Below are 2,086 nucleotides of genomic sequence, written 5' to 3'. Positions count from 1 at the left end.
GCAGATGCTCGGCGCGACAGGAGTCGCAGCGCAGGCGCAGGAATCCGTGCTCCAGCCGCCCGCATTGCAGGTAGCCATCGAAGGCCTGCCGCACATGGCCGGGGAGTTGCTTTCCGGCATCGGCCAGGTGCTCGACAAAGGGCTTGCCGTTCGGGTGCCGATACAGGATGACGGTTCGGATGACGCAGCCCCCGCGCTGGATTGGCTGGCCGAGATCCGTGCATACCAGGGGCAGTCGCGACTGATCGAGGAGGTCCGAACGATCGACGGTGAAGAGACCTTTGGTTTTCGTCTCACCGACCTGGCCGTCGACATGACCCTTTGGGCGACCGAGTCGGGTCGGCCGGTTCTTCTCGAAATGGCAACCGGGCCCGAAGGCGCCGCGGCCGTCACGACAATCCGGTTTTCCTTCGATCAACCGGTGATCCCGGAGCGCTTCAGCCTGGACGTGCCGGATGGCTACTCGGTCAGCACCGAAGTCGACGACGACTGATCGAGTCGGTGTTTCAACAAGAAGCGCATACGGCCCTGGTGACATGCCAGGGCCGTTGGATCGGGCCCGGATGGCGTTCCGCCGTTTTGTATACCTTGAGTCAAGGTAGCAATCAATTAGCCACCGTCTTCATTCAGACGGCACCCTCATGGGCGCGCTGAGCATCATTCGGAGCAGTTCACCCTGGTGGCCGGCGCCGGTTTTCGCCAGTACGCGCTTGAGGTGATTGCGTGCGGTTTCGTAGGCCACCCCCATCAGCCGTCTAGGGCTGTCCGAGGACAACCTGCTGAGACTGCACAACTAGCGAAGGCTTAAGCAAATCGGAAGTGGCTCGGCGCATGGGCACCAGCCGATCCGCGCTGGATCGGCTGCTTGATCCTTCCAATCCCTCCGTTACCCTTCTCACGATCGAGCGCGCAGCGAGGGCATTGGGCAAGAAAGTCCGGGTGGAATTGGCTGCCTGATTCCAGTGTCACCCGGACTTTTCGGGCTTTATTATGTGGCGGCGATGATGTCGAGCACGAGCTGGAAGCTGCCCGTCCCGGTTCCGTTGGTGGCTCCGAGCCTTATGATCACCAGCTCATGGGACGGCACGATGATCGCGTACTGACCCTGGAAACCGCTCATGTAGTAAATGCCGGAAGGCGCCTCGTCGGCGGGATGGCCCAGCCAAAAGCCCATGCCGTAGGCATTCTCCCGCCCGCCGGTGTTTGAACGCGTGACTGCATCCACCCAGCCTTCGGCCAGAATCCGTTCGCCATTCCAAATCCCGTCCTGCAGGAAAAGCTGCGCCAGCCGTGCCCAATCGTGGGCACTGGCGTAGACATAGGACGAGCCCTGAAACGTGCCGCGCTGGTCGAGCTCCATAATCGCGCTGTGGATATCGAGTGGGTTGAACAAGAGCTCGCGCAAACCGGTAATCTGGGCCGGCAGTGTCTCGCCCAGTTCATCTTGAAGCGCGCGAGCCGCCAGTATCGTGTTGCCGCTCATGTACTCCCAGTGACGGCCTGGCTCGTGCAGCCGATCGCGATATGCCGCCCAGCCGGCCATATCGCCTTCGGTGAAGAGCATGTCGGAGTTCGGGTCGAAACCGTCGCTGCGTTCCTCGATTGAGAGGCCTGATGTCATTCTCAGCAAGTGTTCCAGAGTGATGTCATGCGACTCTTCTGCCCCCTTCAGTACCGGCATATCGAGATCAATCCGCTCGCGGTGAGCCAGTGCGCCCGCCAGCGCGACGGTCACGCTCTTGGCCATCGACCAGCCGTGCAGCGGTGTGGTCGGATCGATGTTTTCGGCATAGCGCTCGGCGACAAGGCGTCCTTGCGCCGAGGGGTTTGGGCGATGTAGACTTTTTCTGCAGGGAAGGGACTTTAGCTTCAACTAATGAGGGCTTACATCATGATTCGAATGATCACTGTCATAATCTCGCTGCTTGTGGTGCCGCTTTTAGCCTTAACCCAGCTTATTCATCAGACTGCCTCTTTCACGCTGAGTCAAGCCGGCTTTGATGGATTTTGGTCACCCAGCTTGCAGGTTCGGCTCGATGGTGGGTCTGGATGGCATTGATTCGCCAGGATTTGGCATTTTTGAGGC

Annotated in this window: 2 protein-coding genes; one reads left to right on the top strand and one right to left on the bottom strand. The window is 60.1% G+C overall.

Annotation, left to right across the window (positions count from 1 at the left end; genetic code table 11):
- Nucleotides 1–493 (top strand): hypothetical protein (locus ACEWQZ_RS09670; protein WP_476482886.1); only part of this gene is annotated, 493 nt, incomplete at its 5' end.
- A 495-nt stretch (nt 494–988) separates the two neighbouring features.
- Here the strand turns inward: ACEWQZ_RS09670 and ACEWQZ_RS09665 are convergent.
- Complete coding sequence (locus ACEWQZ_RS09665; protein WP_476482885.1) at nt 989–1,873, bottom strand: serine hydrolase domain-containing protein; 885 nt, start codon at nt 1,871–1,873, stop codon at nt 989–991.
- Nucleotides 1,874–2,086 lie beyond the last annotated feature (213 nt).

Source organism: Wenzhouxiangella sp. YN1, assembly GCF_056324145.1.
Note: the sequence above shows the minus strand (reverse complement) of the source record. Positions and strands in the feature narration are given on the sequence as shown.